The sequence below is a fragment of the Kitasatospora sp. GP82 genome, from assembly GCF_029892105.1.
Lineage (GTDB): Bacteria > Actinomycetota > Actinomycetes > Streptomycetales > Streptomycetaceae > Kitasatospora.
This window is the reverse complement of the sequence record NZ_JARZAJ010000015.1, coordinates 108,578-126,325: the sequence shown is the minus strand read 5'-3', so window position 1 is coordinate 126,325 and position 17,748 is coordinate 108,578. Positions and strand designations below refer to the sequence as shown.

Sequence of the window (17,748 nt, the reverse complement as noted above, 5' to 3'; positions counted from 1 at the left end):
CAGGTCGGAGGCCGCTCCCGGGCGGTCGGCCGGGCAGGCTCCGTCAGCCGGCCGACCGGTACGCCCGGGAGGCGGGTACCTGCCGTCACCGCCCCTGTGCCGGGCTGATGCGATCGGCGCGGCCGCCGACGATCCGGCCGATGTTCTGGAGCGAGGGGCCTCCCTTGCCGTTCTTGCCGAAGTAGCTGTCGTGGGAGTCCTCCACGCTGCCATCGGCCACCTCGAAGCACCTGGCCCCGAACTCGGCGCTCGCCGGATCCTGCCCGAACCACAGGCCGTGCGGGTCGGCCGCCCGGTGCCCGGCCGCGGCGCCGAACGGTGGGACGACGACCGCACCGACACCGGTGGCGACGAGGTCCCTCGGCGAGGGCAGATGGCTGACCGGGTCGTGGCCGGCCGATCCCACGTACACATGGTCGGCGCCGACGCTGAATTGGGACGCCCGCTCGGCGCCGGTCCCCGGGCTGCCGACCAGGACGACGTCGTCGGCGGACAGCCGGCTGGTCCGCTGGGCGGCCTGACCGACCAGCAGCGAGCCGTAGCTGTGCCCGATCGCGGTGACGTGCGCGGGCTCGGGCCCCTGGTGGCTGCTGCGCAGACCGGACAGGAAGCGGTCGTACGCCGCGGCGCCCTCCACGGCCCGGTCCATGGAGGCGACGGAGGCGCCGTCCAACAGGGGTGCGTCGTAACCGAGCCAGATGATCGAGGCGGTACTGGGCACCTCGCCGGCGTCCGACTGCGCCTGTGCGGCGGCTGCGTGGACCCGCAGGGCGGTGGAGGCGTCGCCGGCGCCGATCCCGGCGAGCGTGCTGTTGAGGCCGGGCACGAGAGCGGAGACGTGGCGGGCGGTGTCCGGGTCGCCCCAGCTGAGAACGGCTCGGCCCTGGCCCTGTTCGCCGAGGGCCAGGAGCAGGAGCGGCGGCCGGGAGCCGGGTCCGCCGCCGTCCGGGAAGCCGCCGGTCAGTCGGCGCTGGATGGTCTCGAAGCCGTCCAACTTCCGCTGATCGGCGGGGGAGAGCGGCTGCGGGCGGCTCCGGTAGGTGTCGAGCAGCCGTGCCAGTACGAGGCGGTTGGCCTGGTCGCGGGCGGCGGCCGGGACGCCGTCGAGACCGCCGAGCAGGTCGGGGTGGTCGGTGATCAGCCGCTGCTGCTCGGCCGGCGTGAGGCCCTGCCACCAGTCGTGCACCTGCGCGGGTGTGGCGTCGGCGGCCGGCCAGCCGGCGTCGGTCAGCTTCCGGCCGAGACTGCGGATGCGGTCGAGGCGGGTGGCGGCCGCGTCCGGGCCGAGTGCGAAGCCGTCGCGTGCGCTCACCGCCAACCGGTCGAGCAGTGCGGCGACTTGGCGGTCGGCGGCGTCCGCCTCGGCGATGGCAGCGCTGATCCGGGTGGTGAGTGCACGGGCTCGGACGGAGGGGGCGTGGTCGTGGTAGTCCGGGTCGTGCCGGTCCGCCGCACGCGGTGGCGGAAAGCCGACGACCCCGTCGGGCCCTACCGTGAACCCGGCGCGGCCCGCCTCGTCCGCGGCCGAAAGGAGCTTGGCCTGGGCGAGTTCGAAGGCTTCGGCGGCGTTGCGGAGCAGGATGCCCATGCCCTGCAGGGCGGTGTGCGAGCCGTCGAGACGACGGTTGGTGCGGGTCAGGGCGGTGGTCGCGGCCTCGGCGGCCGAGCCGGTCCAGTTGCCGCCGTGGGAGATCCAGCGGACCGCGTCCTTGATTACCTCGTGGTGGACCTCGTTCGCCAGGCCGAGCGCGTCGTAGGCATCGGCGGCGGCGCGGAGGGCGCCGGGACGGGCCGAGTGCAGTGTGCCGAAGTCGACCATCAGTGACCGCCGCCCCGCAGGCCGACGGCTGCCTGCTCGTGCGGGGCGGCGAGCTGCTCGTGCGGGGCGGGGATCCGGGCGGCCGGTGCCGGGGCCTGCGCCGGGGCTTGTGCGAGCGGCGCCGGGGCCTGTGCGGACGGGGTGCCGTTGCGGGGCTCGGGCGGGGTGCCGTTGTGCGGCACCGGTGGGGCGCCGTACGACGGTCCGGGCAGGGCCTCGTGGGCCGCGGCGTCGGCCGCCGCGTAGTTCTGGGCCGTCGTGATCAGATTGGCGCCGTTGGCGTCCACCTCGGCGGCCAGTGCGCGGAGGCAGCCCGCCCAGGACTCGGTGCACTCGGCCAGCGCCCTGCCCGTACGCCAGCCCGACAGGCCGCCCACCGCCTCCTCGGACGGCCCCTGCATACGGACGATCTCGGCGGGCATCGCGGCGGCCACCTCCTGTGTATGGCGGCCGACCTTCGCGAGACCGTACGGATCCACCTTAAGTGAGGCTCCACCGGCGGCGTGCATCGCTCCCCTTCCCGTCCTGGGTCGTGAGGTTGGTCCTGCGTCCACAACCTTACTGATACCGCATGCCATGCTACGCAGGGTAGTTGGGGAGGGGTGGGGCGGTCGGTACGGTGGAGCCTCGAAGTGTGCTCGTCGTCGTTGGGGGATCGAACCGTGGCTGTGCTCGTGGACTGGCCTGCGACCGAGGCCGAGGCGAGGGCCGAGCAGGAGCGCCTGCGGGCGCTGGTCGAGCCGTACGGGCCCGGGGCCGCCGAGGTCTCGCTGGTGGCCGGCGTCGACGTCGCGTACGACGACGAGCGGGACGTGGTGGCGGCTGCCGCCGTTCTGCTGGAGAGGTCGACCCTGGAGGTGGTCGAGGAGGCCACGGCGGTCGGTCGGATCAGCTTCCCGTACATCCCCGGTCTGCTGGCCTTCCGCGAACTGCCCACGGTGCTGGAAGCCCTGGCCGGCCTGGGCCGCACCCCCGACCTCGTCGTCTGCGACGGATACGGCCTCGCCCATCCGCGGCGCCTGGGCCTCGCCAGCCACCTCGGAGTGCTCGGCGGCCTGCGGACCATGGGTGTGGCCAAGACCCCGTTCACCTTCACCTACGAGCAGCCGGGCCCCGAACGCGGGGCCTCGGCGCCGCTGCACGACACGGACACCGGAGAAGAGGTCGGCCGGGCACTCCGTACCCGGCCGGGCGTGAAGCCCGTCTTCGTCTCGGTCGGACACCGCATCTGCCTCGACGAAGCCGTCGACATGGCACTGGAGTTGGCACCGTCCTACCGCCTGCCGGAGACCACCCGGAGGGCTGACTCGCTCTGCCGGCGGGCCCTGGCGGCCGCAGTGGGGGGTTGTTGACGGGACGGCGACGGAAATCGGTGGAATTCGGCTGCTCAGGCGTGGGTATGGGGATGGCGGGAGCCGTGCTGCCGGGGTCTGTGCGAGCCGGTCGAAGCCGGGGGCGCAGCTCCAGTTGCAAGGCGGCGTTCTGACGGTCACTGACATGTGTTAGACATGAGGGTCAGCGGCCGGTCATGGTGGGTGACGGACAGTTCGATCGGTACTGCGGGTGCCTCCGGTACTGCGGGTACTGCCGGTGCTGAGGGTACGGAAGTCAGAGAAGGTACGGGGGAGGTACGAGGTCGTGAGCACGGGGAGCGGTTCGAGCGGGGGCTCGGGAGCCGGCTACCGCGTCGAGGTGGACGGCCTGCGGGCTTTCGCCACGCAGGTGCGAGGTCTGCTGAGCGAGTTCCAGACGAGCGCGGACGGCACGCGGACGCATGGGCAGAGCGGTGTCGGCCGCGCCGCGTTCGGCAGCTTCGCCGAGGCCGAGGCGCTGCACGACAAGTACGAGGCAATGCGCGACGGCCTGCGCGACGTACTCAACGCGCTCCAGGACGCGATTGACGAGGCCCAGCGCAAGGCCGACCTCACCGCCGCCAACTACGAGGAGCAGGAGGACGAAACCGCCCGCCACCTCAAGGTCGGCTCCGACGGCTGGTCGGTCGGCAACCCCTCGGCGGCCGTCACCCGGGCCGCCTACGGCTCCCGCACCGGCACCTCCGGCCAGGCACCCTCGCCGAAGGCCCCCGCCGGCAGCGCTCCGGCGGGCAGCGGCGACCCGCAACCGACGTGGTAGGCACGGGCGTCGTGGGTAGCGGGAGCCGTGCGGTCGGCACCGCTGCCAGGGCGAAGAGGACCAACACGGGGACGGGAGGCGTCCGAGCATGAGTGACTTCACGAACTTCAACGGCTACAGCCACGGTGACATGCGCCGCATGGTCCAATCCATGGACTCGGGCGGGGTCATGTCCGCCAGCGACCCCTGGCGCAAGGCCGCCGCCACCCTCAAGCAGATCCGTACCGCCCTCAACACCGCCTCGGGCGACGCCACATCATCCTGGGAGGGCGCCACCAGCGACGCCTTCTACAGCAAGATGACCAAGCTGGCCAACAGCGTCAACAACGTCGCCGCCTACGCCAACGACGCCGCCGTCACGCTCCAGATGATGTCCGAGGCGATCGACCAGGCCAAACACGACATGCCCGAAGAACCCGACTTCCTGGACAAGGTCGGCGACGCCATCAGCGACACCGCCAAGTCCGCGGTAGGCGTGGACAACGAGGACACCCGCACTACCGTCGCCGACGCCAAGAAGGCCCAGGCCGTCGCCGTCATGGAGACCCTGGCGGCCAAGTACCGTGCGGGTTCTGCGAATTTGAAGCCACCGCGACCTGGAATTGATGACCCGACAGATATTCCGCCCCCGGACTCCTCCGGAGCCGAGGCGATCAGCGGCTTGTTTGTCGGCGCCGGTATGGGACTTGCTGGAGCGGCTGGCAATACGGGTGACGCGCAATCCAGTCCCCGGTCTTCCAGCTCTCGCTCCGGTCACAGCCCGGAGTCGCCCAGGCCGGTCGCCGTTGCGCCGACCGATCCTGGAATCAGGGGCGGTACGGCCAATCCGGCTCCCCATGCCCCGTCCCCCGGAAATGTCGGCCCTGGCACGGGGATCGACGGTGGCGTGACGATGCCGAAGGCGGGGGGTGTCGGGGGCGGGCCGCTCGCTCCCGGAGGAGGAGGCGGTGCCACCGGCACCAGCGGTATTCCGGGGGGCGGCGGCTTCTCGGGCGTGGTCGGGGGAGGTCTCGGCGGCGGGGGGCTCGCCGGCGGGGCCAAAGCTGGTGCATCTGGCGGCCGCGGCGCTTCGGGGCGCAGTGCCCTCGGTGCTGAGGGTGGAGGTAGCGCGGTTCGCGGTGGCGGTGCGTTCGGTGCCGGCGGTATGCGTGGTGCTGACGGTGGCGTCGGCGGTGCTGCAGGAGGTGCTCGTCCGGGCCAGGGTCTGGGGAAGCGTTCGGGCGGGGCGGCGGGCGAGGCCGGATCCGGCGGGGCCGGGCGACGCTCGTTCACCGAAGGCGGCTCGGGCATCGGCCGGAGTCGTGCGCAGGCCGGTCAGACGGGCCCCGGCGGTGCCGGGCATGGGATGCCCGGGGGCGGGAAGGCCGGCAAGAAGGACAAGAAGAAGGGCGGCGAGCGTCCCGACTACCTGGTCGAGGACGCCGAAACCTGGGTGTCGGAGGAGAAGGCCAACCCGAACGTGGTGGAATGATTCTCTGCCCGTAGGACAGTCGGACCTGACCGGCCGTCCCGCAGATCGCGATGTCTGTGGGACGGCCGCTTCAACGAGTGGGGTGACTAGGCTTGACGACCAGCCGACCGGTGCGCGGTATGGCCGTGCTCGCAGCAGGAGCCCTGCTCTGGGGCCTCAGCGCAGGGCCTGCCAGCGCGGATAATATCCGCGACGGGCAGTGGGCAATCAAGAAGTATGATGTGGCAAACAAGGTCTGGCCTATCAGCCAGGGCGACGGCGTGGTGGTTGCTGTTATCGACAGCGGTGTGGAAGCCGACCATCAGGACCTTGCGGGTCAGGTTCTCCCCGGAATGGATTTTTCGGGTGAGCAGGGTGACGGGACCGTTGACAAGCTTGGTCACGGTACGGGAATGGCTAGCTTGATCGCTGGCCATGGGCATGGCGATCAGGCGGGAATCATCGGCCTGGCACCTAAGGCGAAGATTCTACCCGTGCGTATCGCTATTTCTCCTTCCGGTGATATCAACGGTGGGCAGGACAGGCTCCCCGAGGCGCTGAGATTCGCAGTCGATCACGGTGCCAAGGTGATCAATATGTCTTTCGGTGGTGGCGCTGATTCTGCAGTTCGTGCGGCAATAAAGTACGCCATTGACAAAGACGTTGTCCTTGTTGGCGGCGCTGGCAACCTTGGGAACCATAATACGCCGGTAAATTACCCTGCGGCTGTTCCTGGGGTGGTAGCCGTTGCTGCCGTTGATCAGCAGGGAAATATTTGGGAGAAGTCGAACCGCGGGCCAGAGATTACGTTGGCGGCCCCCGGCGTGGGTATCTACTCCGCAGGAAATAAATCTGAGAGTGACTACCGTGCGGCCGATGGAACCTCGGACGCCACCGCCTACGTCTCGGCCATCGCGGCGCTGATCCGGTCCAAGTATCCGGATTTGTCGGCGGGGCAGGTCATCAATCGGATGATCAAGTCGGCGGTGGCGCCGCCCGATGGCTCGAAGGTGCCGAACAACAGTTACGGGTACGGGATTGCGTCGCCCTCGAAGGCGTTGGCGCCGAACCCGGCTGTTGACGGTGGGTCGAAGGACAACCCGTTGTTGGGGCGGGTGGAGTCGCAGGGGGGTCCCGATGGCGGGGACGGTGGGGCGTCGCAGTCGGCGGCGCCCGGTGACGGGAGTGGCAAGGGGAGTGGGCAGCAGCAGGCTGCGCCGCTGAAGAAGGAGGACGGCGGGGGCGTCTCGATGGCCGTTTATGCGGTCATCGGGGTTGTTGCGCTGCTGGTGATCGTGGGTGTGGTGCTGGTGGTCCGCCGTTCGGGTGGGCGCGGGTCTGGTGGCCCTGGCGCTCCGGGCGGGTCCGCCGGGTCCGGTGGGCCCGGCGGTCCGGTGGGGTATGTGCCTCCGGGCGGGCAGCAGCAGTACCAGCCGTATCCGCAGGGGCCGCAGGGTCAGCAGCCGCCGCAGTACTACCAGCCGGAGCCGCCGCCGCCGGCCTCGGAGAATCCGTACCGCTGACACGCCCACGGACCGCGGAGTATCCCCGCATGCGAACGGCCCTTCGGATAGGGATGGCTCGTCCATCGCCTATCCGAAGGGCCGATTGTGTTCATCTCGACGTCGATGCTGAAGAAGTTCGCCACCCGTGCGGTGTGTTCCGCGGTGCTGATGGCGGCGCCGCTGGTTGCTGCGCAACCGGCGGTCGCCGACGGGACCAATGGGCCCAAGACGCCGCAGGAGGCTGCGGTCTGCAGCGCTCTGCTGGGCCGGCTCGGGCTCACTCCTTCGAGTGTTGCTGCGCTCTGCGCGGTGCAGGGCAACGCCGGCTGATGCCGTACCGGGCAGCGGGCAGCGGGCAGCGGGCGGCGGTGTCGGTCGCTCGGCAGCGGATGCCCGCCACTCGCTGCGCAGAGCGGCCATCCACAGGACGTCGTACCGTTGCCCCTCCCACATGTGGGCGTCGCGCAGGCGGCCTTCCAGGCGTGAAACCGGCCTTCTGGTGGTGAAGTGCTCCCCGGCCGAGGCCGGGGGATTCCTGCTTACCTTGCGGCAGCGGGCTTGACGCGGTGGGCGCGCCTGACGACTGCCCTCCCGGCAGCCGGGACGAGCGCGACTACGACAGCGAGTCCACAGCCTTCCGCATCGCCCTCAGCCCCGGCCGTGGCCACGGCACTGAGGCAGCCCGCCTCCTCTTGTGGCTCTGGATGGCGGGCGGTTCGCCGGTGTGGGAGGCGGAGTTGCCCGAGGGGCGGCATGTGCGTGACATGGATCCGGCGCTGTGGCCGGCCGAGGCCCGGCGGGGAAAAGGAGTTGCCACCGCTCGGAGAATGAGGCGTATGAACAACTCCGCCCCGTCCGGCTGGACGGTTACCGAAGCTCCGGTCGGCCACCCTGATGCCATGGTGCTGCGGCGTGCCTACGCCGAGGAGCTGATCAGGCGTTACTGCGACCGCCCGGCGGCGGAGTCCGAGATCGTCGAGGTGGTGGGCGACGGCAGCGACGTCAGTGAGCCGCAGGGTGTGTTCCTGGTCGCGCGGGACGGTGAGCTGCCGGTCGGCTGCGTGGGGATGCGCTGGCTGGACGGCGGGGTGGCGGAGTTGACGCGCGTGTTCGTCCGGGTGGAGGCCCGGCGCGGTGGGGGCGGGACCACGCTGGTGGGTGCGGCGGAGGAGGTGGCCCGGGCTCGCGGGGTCTCCAGGATGCTGCTCAACACCCGCAAGGACCTCGTCGAGGCGATCGCGCTGTACGGGCGACTCGGCTACCGGGCGACCGAGCCGTACGGGGACGACCCCTATGCGGAGGTCTGGCTGTCCAAGGACCTGGTCCAGGGCTGCCCTGCGCAACCCCCGGCACAGTGACCCGGGCACAGTGACCCGGGAGCCGGGCCGGCGGCCACGAGGCGCGGTGGACGAGGACGGCACGCTCCTGGGCGCCGCCGAGACACACCCCAACCAGGCGGGGCCGGGCTCGCACATGGCCAATGCGCGGTTCATGGTCCGCCCCGGCCGGTCCGGGCGCGGAATCGGCCGGGTACTCGGCGAGCATGTGATCGAACAGGCCCGTGCGGACGGCTACCCGGGCGATCCAGTACAAGGCGGTCGTCGCGACCAGCACCAGGGCGGGGGAGCCGGAGCAGGGTGGCCGCCGGAGGGGAGCGGGCCGGGCGGCACTGGCAGGATCTTGGCACTCCCTGGCGGTCCGGCCGCTGGTGGAGCCGAGGGTGGCCGGGCCATCCTGGACGCATGATCACACCTGACACCAAGGACTGGACCTGGGTCCTCGAGTTCCCCTGCCCGGACTGCGGTCTGGACACCCCTGCCGTCGTCCGTGAGGACGTCGCCGCGATGGTGCGCGCCAACGCCGCCGCCTGGGTGGCCCTGCTCACCGAGCGCTCCGAGGAACGGTTGCGCCGGCGCCCCCGTCCACAGGTGTGGTCGGACCTGGAGTACGCCTGCCATGTCCGGGACGTCTTCCGGCTCTTCGACGTCCGCCTGGACCTGATGCTCACCCAGGACGGCCCGCTCTTCGCGAACTGGGACCAGGACGAGACCGCCGTCGCCGAGCGGTACGGCGAGCAGGAACCGGCGGTCGTCGCCGTGGAGTTGGCGCAGGCTGCGGAGCGGCTGGAGGCGTCCTTCGCGGCCGTCTCCGGCGAGCAGTGGCAGCGCACCGGGAGCCGGAGTGACGGCGCGCGCTTCACGGTGGAGTCGTTCTCGCGCTACCTGATCCACGACCCGGTGCACCACCTCTTCGACGTCACCGGCGCAAGGCCCTGACGCACCGTCAGTCGACCGTCCGGGCCGGAAGTCCGTGCGGCCTGGCTTCGGCGATGACCTGCTCACCGGCCCGCCCGGTCCGGACGGTGAGCAGGAAGCGGTGCTCCTTGCCGACCCGGCGCGGCTCGAAGGCGATGTGGGCGAATGGCGCGGCGGTCGTGCTCGTCCTGGCCAGCCGCTCCAACTCGGCCTCCACGAGCGCCCACTCCTCGGCCGGTACGTACTGGCGCATCACGGAGTGCCAGACCACGGTCAGTGTGCCCTCGGCCGGCTCCACGGCGCCGAGGAACTCGGCGGCCCCGAGAGGTTCGACCGGTACGGGCGTCGTGGCGGCCAGCTGGAGTGCGCCGTCCAGCCTGGCGGCCCGGGCGGGCTGGTCGGCCCAGACGTACGCGCGCAGGGCGAGTGAGCCTTCGGGGGAGACGGGGTCGATCGGGGTCAGGTCGCAGCCGCGCCGTTCGGTGACGGAGACGGTGGGCTGCGGGCCGGTGAGCCAGGCCGGCGGGGCGCCGTGCCAGGCGTCCGGGAGCAGTACGGGGGACTCGGCCTGGCCGTATGCGAAACCGGCGGACTCGTAACGGAAGCGGTCCGCGAGGAGGTTGAGCCCGGCACTGGCACCGAGCTCGAAGATCCTGACCGGGAGCGGGTACCGGGCCAGGGCGTGCAGTAGGCCGGTGATCAGCAGGTTGGCGCGGCCGACCTCGTTGGTCTGCGGGGGACGGGTCATCCAGTCCCTGATCCAGGGGAGTTCGGCCGCGACGGTGCTCCGGAAGGCGGACCAGATCGCGTCGGTCTCGCCCGGGTCGAAGGAACCGCCGGCGCTCGGGTAGTGGGCGGCGAGTGCCGGGGCCCGGCCGGTGAGGACGAGTGCGTGCACGCCGCCCAGCAGCCGCAGCGCGATCGCATCGGGTCCCGGAGCGTCCTCGTATCCGGCGATGGCGGCGGCGCACGGGCCGCCGTCCCGGACGTCCCGCGCCACTCGTCGGAGCAGGGCGGCGTACAGCGGTGACTCCAACTCGGCGCAGGCGTCGGCCTGGTGCCCGATCATCGCGATGGCGTGTTCGAGGGACATGCGAAGGACTCCTACCGGGTCGTGATCCACATCGAGATCATCTTTCGCCCGGCAGGGCCCGCGAGTAAACGGCAGGGCGGGTGATTGCGATCACGGCGGGAGCGGGGTGATCACCACTCGGCCGGCTCGTGCCTCAGGGCGTGCCGCAGTTGGCTGGCGATGCTCGCGGTGTCGGCGCCGACGACATCGGCGATCTCCGGGGTGGCGAGGCCGACCACATAGTGCAGGATGGCGAGGTCCTCCTCCATGGCGGCGGGCCGCTGCTCGGGGACGCCGGAGGTGATGCGGCCGTCGGGGCCGTCCGCGCTCATGGGGCTGTCGGGGTTCTCGATCCGCTCCGAGACGATGGTGCGCAGGATCTGCCAGGCTTCGGCGGCCGGGTTGGGACTGCTCAGCACCTTTGGCCAGACCGTGGCCAGCGCCCGGAAGGCCAGTTCGACGATCTCCGCAGCGTGGTCCCGGTCGCGGAACCACACCCGGGCGTAGCTGAGGTACCGGGGATGGTGAAGCTCCCGGAAGGCCGTGAACTCCAGTGGCATGGCGGAGAGTTCACCCAAGTCGTAGCCGATGGCCCGGGCCTCGTCCGAATTGCCGAGGCCGGTGGAAGGGACATGACTGTCAGTCACATCGGCCTCTCGATCTGGTCTCGGCAGCAAGGGAGCACCCGATGCTCACTCTAGGCCCTGCGGTGGCTGCTTTGAGTGACAAGTCTCATCAGCTTCCCGGAAAGGGCTTTATTGAGCCGCTGTATGACGACCTGTCAGCGGCGGTGCGAGGCGGCTGTGGCCGCAACGGTATCGCAGCTGGTCACGGTGGGTAGAACGGCAGTGGCTGCAAGGAAGTTACTGTGCCACCGTGGTCTCTATGGAGGCATACGCGGACCACCACCACGGCCCTGGCACCGGCCGAAGTCACACCCATGGCCCGACCGAAGCGCACAGCGGCGGGCGCGCCCCCGATCACCACCCCGATCACTACCCCGAGCATCACCACGGCCACGACCAGGGCCGACACGGCGGTCGCGCGGGGCGCAGTCTCGCCCACCGGCTGTCGCACGTCCTCGGGCCGCACTCGCACGAGGCCGCCGCCCGGGTGGACGACGCCCTGGAATCCTCCGGCCGGGGCCTGCGCACGCTCTGGACGTCGCTGCTCGTCCTGGGCCTGACGGCCGGGGCGCAGGCGGCGATCGTCGTACTCTCCGGCTCGGTCGCGCTGCTCGGCGACACCGTCCACAACCTCGCCGACGCCCTCACCGCCGTACCGATCGGCCTGGCCTTCCTGCTCGGCCGCCGGGCCGCCAACCGTCGTTACACCTACGGCTACGGGCGGGCCGAGGACCTCGCCGGGGTGGCCGTGGTGCTCGCGGTGCTGGCCTCCTCGGTCCTTGCCGCGGCCACCGCCGTGGACCGGCTGCTCCACCCGCAGCCGGTCACCCACCTGTGGGCGGTCGTCGGGGCGGCGCTGGTCGGCTGCCTGGGCAACGAGTGGGTGGCCCGCCACCGGATCCGCACCGGGCGTGCGATCGGCTCGGCCGCCCTGGTCGCGGACGGTCTGCACGCCCGTACGGACGGGCTGACCTCGCTGGCCGTACTGCTGGGCGCGGCGGGCAGTGCGCTCGGCTGGAAGCTCGCCGACCCGGTCGTCGGCCTGATCATCACGGGCGCGATCCTGCTGGCGCTGCGCACCTCCGTGCGGGAGGTGGGGCGACGGCTGATGGATGCCGTCGATCCGGCGCTGGTGGACACGGCGGAGCGCGAACTCCGCGCGGTGGCGGGTGTCCAGGGGGTGGGCGCGCTGCGCATGCGCTGGATCGGGCACTCGCTGCGGGCGGAGGCCGAGGTGGTGGTCGACGGCGGGCTGACGGTGATCGCCGGGCACCAGGTGGCGGAGGCGGCCGAACAGGCGCTGATCAGGGCCGTTCCCCGGCTGCTGGCAGCCACCGTGCATATCGACCATCCGCCTCTCGGGGTGAAGCCCTGACGATGGATCATGGTTGGCTCAGGGGTGGGACGGGGGTGTCACCGATGGCCGCACCGGTGCGGCGGACGGCAGACTGCTGGGCATGGAGATCAACGCCGCCCCCGCCGCCACCCGCCCCTCCCTTGCCCGCCGGGCCGGGACCGCTCTCGCCGGGGCGGCCGCCGTGGCCGTTCTTGTGGCGGCCTACGCTCCGGGCTTCGCCTACGCCGACGACGTCGCCGTCCCCGCGGCCCAGGGCCGCGCTCCGCTGTCCGGGACGCCGGACCACCGCCTCGGCCTGCCTCCCCGGACGGCAAGCCGATGACCTACGAGGCCGAGCACACCTTCAAGACGTACGACCGGCTGCCGGCCCGTTGACCTACGCCTCTGCTCGTCTGCCGGGCTCTGCCCCCTGGTGGGTCCGCAGCGCCGCCGCCGCAGGGGCGGCAGCCGTACGCCGCTCCCAATCGGCCCGGTTGCGATCGGAGCAGTCCCGCTGGGCGGACGTCCGTTCGTGCTGGCCGGCCTCGGCGCGGCCCGCCTCGGTGCGGGCCGGCTCGGCGCAGCACTGGCTGGGAATGCGCGCTCTGCCGCCCCGGGTGCGGGCCGGGGCCTCGACCGCCTCGCGCGCGGCGAGGTACGCCTGGACTGCTGCGATGCCGTAGACGGGCTGGATCAGCTGGTGTCCCTTGAAGAAGGGGCGGGCCGGGGCGAACCCCGCCGCGATCACCAGCTCGCGGATCTCGGCTATCTCCTCCTCGGTCCGCGCGGTGAAGCGGACCTCCCAGCCCTTCTTGTACGTGCGGCCGTCCTCGCCGTTGCGGCGGGCCAGGTCTGGCTGGCGGACGTAACCGGGCAGACGGCCGAGACGAAGTTGGGCGGCACGCAGGCCGGCGGACTCATCGCGTGGCATGAGGTGATGGTAGGCAATCGAGAAGGTCGGCCGTGACCTCGGGGTGGTGCTTCACCGTATGGCCTTCGTCACTGTCGGTCAGACGTCCCAGCTCAACAGGCTGCCGTGGATCGACCCCGGCGGAAGTTGCAGATGGCGAAAAATCGGATGGCACAGGCCAACTGCGGTCGAAACCGGCAACAGGATGAACGTCCGTTACGCCGAATGAGTGAGGGTATGGGGACTTTAGTGCAGGGCAGTCCCGATTTCGCGACGGTTGGGTAACAGTGCGTCAGGTCGCCGATGCGGCAGCCGAGCTGTTGGGGAGGGTGTCGGCATGAACTACCAGATTCCTTCTTCGCATCCCTCCCTCGAAGAACTGGCGCGCCGTCAGCAGAACGTCGTCACGGCCAGTCAGCTGCGCGCCCGGGGCGTGCCGGCCAGAGTGGTCGGCGAGCACTGCCGGCGGGGCGGCCCGTGGCAGCGGCTGCTGCCCCGGGTGTACCTGCTGCAGGGTGGCGAGCCGACGCCCGAGCAGCGGATGTGGGCGGCGCTGCTCTACGCGGCGCAGGACGGTCGTGAGGAGGGGCGCCGCGAGGGGGCGGTGATCACGGGTGCGGCCGCGCTGGCGCTGTACGGCTTCGCCTCGGCGCCCCGGCTGCCCGCCGTCACCGAGGTGGACGTCCTGGTGCCCAGGCAGCGGCGGCTTCGGGATGCCGGGGAGGTCCGAATCCGGCGCACCGAGAGGGAGTTGGAGGCCAGATCGGTGCACGGACTGGCCTGCGCACCGGTGCCGCGGGCGGTTGCGGACACCGTGCGCGAGTGGATGGACGAGGGCGCCTTCGAACGCGGCGAGGCCGATGACCGGCTGCTGCGGGCGGTGCTCGGGGAGGCCGTGTCGCGCAGCGGGCCGGCCTGCACGCTGCGGGAGTTGCTGGCCGAGCTGAGGGAGGCCGGGCTGCTGGGCGAGGTCCGGGTGCGGGCGGTGCTGGACGAACTCCTCGCAGCGGAGCGGGAGTCGGTGCTGGACCGGCTGGGCGAGCTGGTGGACGAGTGGCTGCTCCCCGTCCCGCTGACTGGCCCCGAGCTGCGGATGCGCGGTGGCACCTATGTCGCCGTGCCCGACCTGTACTGGCCCCGGGCGGGTGTCGCGGTCGAGGTGGACTCGGAGCTGCGCTGTGTCAGCGAGGGCGAGGCGGCCTGGGTCCGGGGCGGCCAGCACCGGATGGAGTACCTGGGGGTGCGGGTGGTGTACGTCTCCGGTGAGCGCGTCGCCGCCGAGCCCGATGCGGTCGGCGGCGAACTGCGCGAGGCCTTCGTGGCGGGTGGTACGGACGTGGTGGAGCTGGTGGTCACGGAGCGCTGACGCCGACGGACGCCATGAGCTCGCCTGCTCACCTGGGGCTCAGTCGCGGACGATCGGAGTTCCCGTCAATTCGACTCCCGCCGAACGGAGTTCGGCAATGGCCTGCTCGGTGGTCGCGGCGGCGACCCCGGCGGTGAGATCAAGCAGAACGCGGGTGGTGAAGCCCTCCCGCACGGCGTCCAGGGCGGTGGCTCTGACGCAGTGGTCGGTGGCGATGCCCACCACGTCCAGCTCGGTGACGTTCCGCCCGCGCAGCCAGCCGGCGAGCGTCTCGCCCCTCTCGTTGGCGCCCTCGAACCCGCTGTACGCGGCCGCGTGGGAGCCCTTGTCGAAGACCGCCTCGATCGCGCCCGAGATGACGGAGGGCGCGAAGTTGGGGTGGAAGCCGACGCCTTCGGTCCCCGCGACGCAGTGCGCGGGCCAGGAGTCGATGTAGTCGGGCTCGGCGGAGAAGTGCGGACCCGGGTCGACGTGGTGGTCGCGGGTGGCGACGATGTGCGCGTACCCGGGGGCGGACTCGCCGATCAGGTCGGTGATCGCGGCGGCGACCTCGGCGCCGCCGGCGACGGCCAGGCTGCCGCCCTCGCAGAAGTCGTTCTGCACATCGACGACGATCAGTGCCCGGTGCATGGGGTGCTTCCTCGGTGTGGATTCGACGGTGGGGCGGCGTGGTGTCGCCACTCTAGGGAGTGACACGTGCGGGCGGAAGTCTGTCGACCGGTCCCGCCCGGTCGCATGGTCGACCGTTCGTCCCCGATGCGGCGCACGGCGTTCAGGCGCCGGCGGTGAGCAGCTCGGTGGCCAGGACCGGCTCGCCCTTGGACAGCTGGGTGGCCGACAGCGGCAGGGCGGCCCGCGCCCGCCGATGACGCTCCCGGGCGGCGGTCAGCGGCTCGCGCCCGACCACCTCGCCGCCCTGGACCAGCGGGACGTGCAGCAGGTGCGGCGCCAGCTCCTCGGGCACCGGACCGGTGCCGACCACCTCGGCCTCGGCCACGCCGTCCGCGTCGGGGCGGCGGGCGGCCCACTTGAGTCCGCCGACGCTGGTCTTGCCACCGGCCGAGCGCTTGGCGACCGGGACCAGCGGCCCGTCGGGCGTGGTGGCGCGGGCGACCAGTTTGTAGACCATCGCGCAGGTCGGGTGCCCGCTGCCGGTGACCAGGCTGGTGCCGACGCCGTAGCCGTCCACGGGGGCGGCCGCGAGCGCGGCGATGGCGTACTCGTCCAGGTCGGAGGTGACGATGATCCTGGTCTTCTCGGCGCCCAGCTCATCCAGTTGGCGGCGGACTCGGTGGGCGAGCAGGGTGAGGTCGCCGGAGTCGATCCGGACGGCGCCCAGGGTGGGCCCGGCCACCTCGACGGCGGTGCGGACGGCCTCGGCCAGGTCGTAGGTGTCCACCAGCAGGGTGGTTCCCCGGCCCATCGACTCGATCTGCGCGCTGAAGGCGTCCCGCTCGGTGTCGTGCAGCAGGGTGAAGGCGTGCGCGGCGGTGCCGGCGGTCGGGATGCCGTAGGTGTAGCCGGCCTCCAGGTCGGAGGTGGCGCTGAAGCCGGCGATGTAGGCGGCTCGGGCGGCGGCCACGGCGGCGCCCTCGTGGGCCCGGCGGGCGCCCATCTCGATGCAGGGGCGCTCCCCGGCCGCGCTGGTCATCCGCGAGGCGGCGGCGGCGATCGCCGAGTCGTGGTTGAGGATCGACAGGATGACGGTCTCCAGGATCACCGCCTCGGCGAAGCTGCCCTCGACGGTGAGGATCGGCGAGCCGGGGAAGTAGACCTCGCCCTCCGGGTAGCCGTGCACATCGCCGGTGAAACGGTAGTCGGCGAGGAAGCGCAGAGTGTCCTCCTCGACCACGCCCTGGTCGGCGAGCCAGTCCAGCTGCCCGGAGGTGAAGCGGAAGCTCTCGATCGCGTCCAGCAGCCGCCCGGTCCCCGCCACCACGCCGTAGCGGCGGCCGTTGGGCAGCCGCCGGGTGAACACCTCGAAGACCGAGCGGCGGTGTGCGGCCCCGCTGCGCAGGGCTGCCTGCAGCATGGTCAGCTCGTAGCGGTCGGTGAGCAGCGCGGTGGAGCGGTGCGTCGTCATGGCGTCCATACCGATGATGTTACTACCACTTAGCGTCAGAGTGACGATTTCTGCCGGGCGGCGCGCCCCGGATTCGCCCGCACCTTCCCCGGATGGAAGCATGAGAGGCGGAAACCGTGTCCTGATGAGGAGTGTCTGCCGTGAGTGTCGCGCCCGTGGAGATCGAGCGCCCGGAGGTCGAAGGCATTCCGGCACTGGAGCCGGACACCCCGTGGGTGACCATCGTCCACAATGACCCGGTCAACTTGATGAGCTACGTCCAGTACGTCTTCCAGGCCTACTTCGGCTACCCGAAGGACAAGGCCAGGCAGTTGATGATGGAAGTGCACACCAAGGGCCGCACGGTGGTCTCCAGCGGTACGCGCGAGGAGATGGAACGGGACGTCCAGGCGATGCACGGCTACGGCCTGTGGGCCACCCTCCAGCACGACTGAACCGATCAAACAACGAAGACGGGCTGACTGAGACTCATGGCTGGGTTGTTCGAGAGTGCCGGCGGCGGCAGTGCGGCGATCGCGCTGGACGAGCTGGAGGCGTCCATCCTGCGTTCGCTGGAGGTGCAGATGCTGGAGCTGATCGGGCCTGGTCCGGGCGGGGACAGTGACGACCCGCTGGCGGCGCTGTTCGCCGAGGGGCCCACCGAGGCGCCCGCGGATCCGGCGCTGGCCCGGCTCTTCCCGGACGCGTACGGCGAGCCGGGCGAGGCCGCCGATCCGGAGACCACGGCGATGGCCGGCGAGTTCCGCCGCTACACCGAGCTGGACCTGCGGGCCCGCAAGCGCGAGGACGCGCTGGGTGTGATCCACGCGCTGGACGGCCTCGGCGGCGAGGGCGGTGTGGTGAAGGTGCCGGCCGCCGAATGCCGGCACTGGCTCGGCGCGCTGAACGACCTGCGGCTCACCCTGGGGGCCCGCCTGGAGGTCACCGAGGACGACGAGGAGCTCTACCGGCTCCCCGACGGCGACCCGCGCAAACCGCTGGTGATGGCCTACCTCTGGCTGGGCGGCATGCAGGAGTCACTGCTGGCCGCGATGACCGGCTGACGGAGGGTCGCCCACGTCACCCCTTGTCCACCAGTTGGACAAGGGGTGACAGCATTTCCGGTAAATCACCGCAAAATAGGACATGACATGCTCAAATAACGCTCAGATGGGCGCCGGTATCCGGGCGCACCGTGGTAGGACTTCTCCTCT

The 17,748-nt window shown here is 71.4% G+C and carries 20 protein-coding genes; 13 read left to right on the top strand and 7 right to left on the bottom strand.

Features of this window, described 5'->3' with window-relative positions; all coding sequences use genetic code 11:
• Positions 1-85: 85 nt before the first annotated feature.
• Together P3T39_RS17940 and P3T39_RS17935 are read right to left on the bottom strand one after the other, a co-directional pair.
• Positions 86-1,819: an alpha/beta hydrolase gene (locus tag P3T39_RS17940; protein WP_280698783.1), complete on the bottom strand. Its 1,734-nt coding sequence runs from the start codon at positions 1,817-1,819 to the stop codon at positions 86-88.
• Positions 1,819-2,298, bottom strand: coding sequence for a hypothetical protein (locus tag P3T39_RS17935; protein ID WP_280698779.1), 480 nt, complete (start codon positions 2,296-2,298; stop codon positions 1,819-1,821). Before P3T39_RS17935 ends, P3T39_RS17940 begins: the two co-directional genes overlap by 1 nt.
• Positions 2,299-2,481: 183 nt before the next feature.
• Between P3T39_RS17935 and P3T39_RS17930 the strand changes: the two genes are divergently transcribed.
• The 8 genes from P3T39_RS17930 (at position 2,482) to P3T39_RS17895 (ending at position 9,183) form a co-directional block, all read left to right on the top strand.
• A complete protein-coding gene (locus tag P3T39_RS17930; protein WP_280698777.1) occupies positions 2,482-3,171 on the top strand; it encodes an endonuclease V in 690 nt (229 codons plus the stop codon).
• A 286-nt stretch (positions 3,172-3,457) separates the two neighbouring features.
• Positions 3,458-3,952 (top strand): hypothetical protein, encoded by a 495-nt coding sequence (locus P3T39_RS17925; RefSeq protein WP_280698773.1) that lies wholly within the window; start codon positions 3,458-3,460, stop codon positions 3,950-3,952.
• An 88-nt stretch (positions 3,953-4,040) separates the two neighbouring features.
• Positions 4,041-5,423 carry a WXG100 family type VII secretion target gene (locus P3T39_RS17920; protein ID WP_280698771.1) on the top strand — a complete coding sequence of 461 codons (1,383 nt, stop codon included), beginning with the start codon at positions 4,041-4,043 and terminating at the stop codon, positions 5,421-5,423.
• A gap of 119 nt (positions 5,424-5,542) precedes the next feature.
• A complete protein-coding gene (locus P3T39_RS17915) occupies positions 5,543-6,925 on the top strand; it encodes a S8 family serine peptidase (RefSeq protein ID WP_280698769.1) in 1,383 nt (460 codons plus the stop codon).
• A gap of 105 nt (positions 6,926-7,030) precedes the next feature.
• Entirely contained in the window at positions 7,031-7,237 is a 207-nt protein-coding gene (locus tag P3T39_RS17910) for a hypothetical protein (protein ID WP_280698767.1), read from the top strand.
• Positions 7,238-7,743: 506 nt separating this feature from the next.
• Positions 7,744-8,265: a GNAT family N-acetyltransferase gene (locus tag P3T39_RS17905; RefSeq protein ID WP_280698765.1), complete on the top strand. Its 522-nt coding sequence runs from the start codon at positions 7,744-7,746 to the stop codon at positions 8,263-8,265.
• On the top strand, positions 8,201-8,653 hold the full coding sequence (locus tag P3T39_RS17900) for a GNAT family N-acetyltransferase (RefSeq protein WP_280698762.1): 453 nt from the start codon (positions 8,201-8,203) through the stop codon (positions 8,651-8,653). The genes P3T39_RS17905 and P3T39_RS17900 overlap by 65 nt, the downstream gene beginning before the upstream one ends.
• Positions 8,650-9,183, top strand: a complete 534-nt coding sequence (locus tag P3T39_RS17895; RefSeq protein WP_280698760.1) for a DinB family protein — start codon at positions 8,650-8,652, stop codon at positions 9,181-9,183. Before P3T39_RS17900 ends, P3T39_RS17895 begins: the two co-directional genes overlap by 4 nt.
• A gap of 7 nt (positions 9,184-9,190) precedes the next feature.
• On the opposite strand, the gene P3T39_RS17890 is transcribed toward P3T39_RS17895, so the two are convergent.
• Positions 9,191-10,255: a DUF2332 domain-containing protein gene (locus P3T39_RS17890; RefSeq protein WP_280698758.1), complete on the bottom strand. Its 1,065-nt coding sequence runs from the start codon at positions 10,253-10,255 to the stop codon at positions 9,191-9,193.
• A gap of 110 nt (positions 10,256-10,365) precedes the next feature.
• Complete coding sequence (locus tag P3T39_RS17885) at positions 10,366-10,881, bottom strand: hypothetical protein (RefSeq protein WP_280698756.1); 516 nt, start codon at positions 10,879-10,881, stop codon at positions 10,366-10,368.
• A gap of 238 nt (positions 10,882-11,119) precedes the next feature.
• On the opposite strand from P3T39_RS17885, the gene P3T39_RS17880 reads away from it, so the two are divergent.
• Positions 11,120-12,235 carry a cation diffusion facilitator family transporter gene (locus P3T39_RS17880; RefSeq protein WP_280698754.1) on the top strand — a complete coding sequence of 372 codons (1,116 nt, stop codon included), beginning with the start codon at positions 11,120-11,122 and terminating at the stop codon, positions 12,233-12,235.
• 13 nt (positions 12,236-12,248) lie between these two features.
• On the top strand, positions 12,249-12,539 hold the full coding sequence (locus P3T39_RS17875; RefSeq protein WP_280698752.1) for a hypothetical protein: 291 nt from the start codon (positions 12,249-12,251) through the stop codon (positions 12,537-12,539).
• A gap of 54 nt (positions 12,540-12,593) precedes the next feature.
• On the opposite strand, the gene P3T39_RS17870 is transcribed toward P3T39_RS17875, so the two are convergent.
• Complete coding sequence (locus P3T39_RS17870; RefSeq protein WP_280698750.1) at positions 12,594-13,127, bottom strand: hypothetical protein; 534 nt, start codon at positions 13,125-13,127, stop codon at positions 12,594-12,596.
• A gap of 316 nt (positions 13,128-13,443) precedes the next feature.
• On the opposite strand from P3T39_RS17870, the gene P3T39_RS17865 reads away from it, so the two are divergent.
• Complete coding sequence (locus P3T39_RS17865) at positions 13,444-14,472, top strand: hypothetical protein (protein WP_280698748.1); 1,029 nt, start codon at positions 13,444-13,446, stop codon at positions 14,470-14,472.
• 39 nt (positions 14,473-14,511) lie between these two features.
• Here the strand turns inward: P3T39_RS17865 and P3T39_RS17860 are convergent, their stop codons facing one another.
• Complete coding sequence (locus P3T39_RS17860) at positions 14,512-15,102, bottom strand: isochorismatase family protein (protein WP_280698746.1); 591 nt, start codon at positions 15,100-15,102, stop codon at positions 14,512-14,514.
• A gap of 142 nt (positions 15,103-15,244) precedes the next feature.
• Positions 15,245-16,564 carry a nicotinate phosphoribosyltransferase gene (locus P3T39_RS17855; RefSeq protein WP_280698743.1) on the bottom strand — a complete coding sequence of 440 codons (1,320 nt, stop codon included), beginning with the start codon at positions 16,562-16,564 and terminating at the stop codon, positions 15,245-15,247.
• Positions 16,565-16,695: 131 nt separating this feature from the next.
• Here P3T39_RS17855 and clpS point away from each other — a divergent pair, with 131 nt between their 5' ends.
• Positions 16,696-16,989, top strand: coding sequence for an ATP-dependent Clp protease adapter ClpS (clpS, locus tag P3T39_RS17850; RefSeq protein ID WP_280698741.1), 294 nt, complete (start codon positions 16,696-16,698; stop codon positions 16,987-16,989).
• A gap of 36 nt (positions 16,990-17,025) precedes the next feature.
• Complete coding sequence (locus tag P3T39_RS17845) at positions 17,026-17,598, top strand: DUF2017 domain-containing protein (protein ID WP_280698739.1); 573 nt, start codon at positions 17,026-17,028, stop codon at positions 17,596-17,598.
• Positions 17,599-17,748 lie beyond the last annotated feature (150 nt).